This is a genomic window from Nonomuraea ferruginea (genome assembly GCF_039540635.1).
GTDB classification, from domain to species: domain Bacteria; phylum Actinomycetota; class Actinomycetes; order Streptosporangiales; family Streptosporangiaceae; genus Nonomuraea; species Nonomuraea ferruginea.
Genome location: NZ_BAABFD010000069.1, coordinates 1 through 515, shown reverse-complemented (window position 1 = coordinate 515; position 515 = coordinate 1). Strand labels below are relative to the sequence as shown.

Sequence of the window (515 nt, the reverse complement as noted above, 5' to 3'; positions counted from 1 at the left end):
TCGAAGGCGTTGTCGTTGAAGATGTTGCAGTTCTGGTAGATCTCCACCAGGGACGCGCCCCGGTGCGCGGTCGCCTCCCGCAGCACCGCCTGCAGGTGCTTGCGGTCCGAGTCCAGGGTGCGCGCCACGAACGACGCCTCGGCGCCGAGGGCGAGGGAGATCGGGTTGAACGGCTTGTCCAGCGATCCCATCGGGGTGGACTTGGTGACCTTGCCGACCTCGGAGGTGGGCGAGTACTGGCCCTTGGTCAGCCCGTAGATGCGGTTGTTGAACAGCAGGATGTTGAGGTTGACGTTGCGGCGCAGCGCGTGGATCAGGTGGTTGCCGCCGATCGACAGGGCGTCCCCGTCACCGGTGATCACCCACACGCTCAGGTCCGGCCTGGAGGCTGCCAGCCCGGTGGCGATCGCGGGGGCGCGGCCGTGGATGGAGTGCACGCCGTAGGTGTTGAGGTAGTACGGGAACCTGGAGGAGCAGCCGATCCCGGAGACGAACACGATGTTCTCGCGCTTGAG

At 66.4% G+C, this 515-nt stretch carries 1 protein-coding gene; it reads right to left on the bottom strand.

Going from position 1 to position 515, the window contains the following annotated elements; genetic code table 11:
* On the bottom strand, nt 1–515 hold a 515-nt coding region (locus tag ABD999_RS43820), incomplete at both ends, for a 2-oxoacid:ferredoxin oxidoreductase subunit beta (protein ID WP_345483307.1).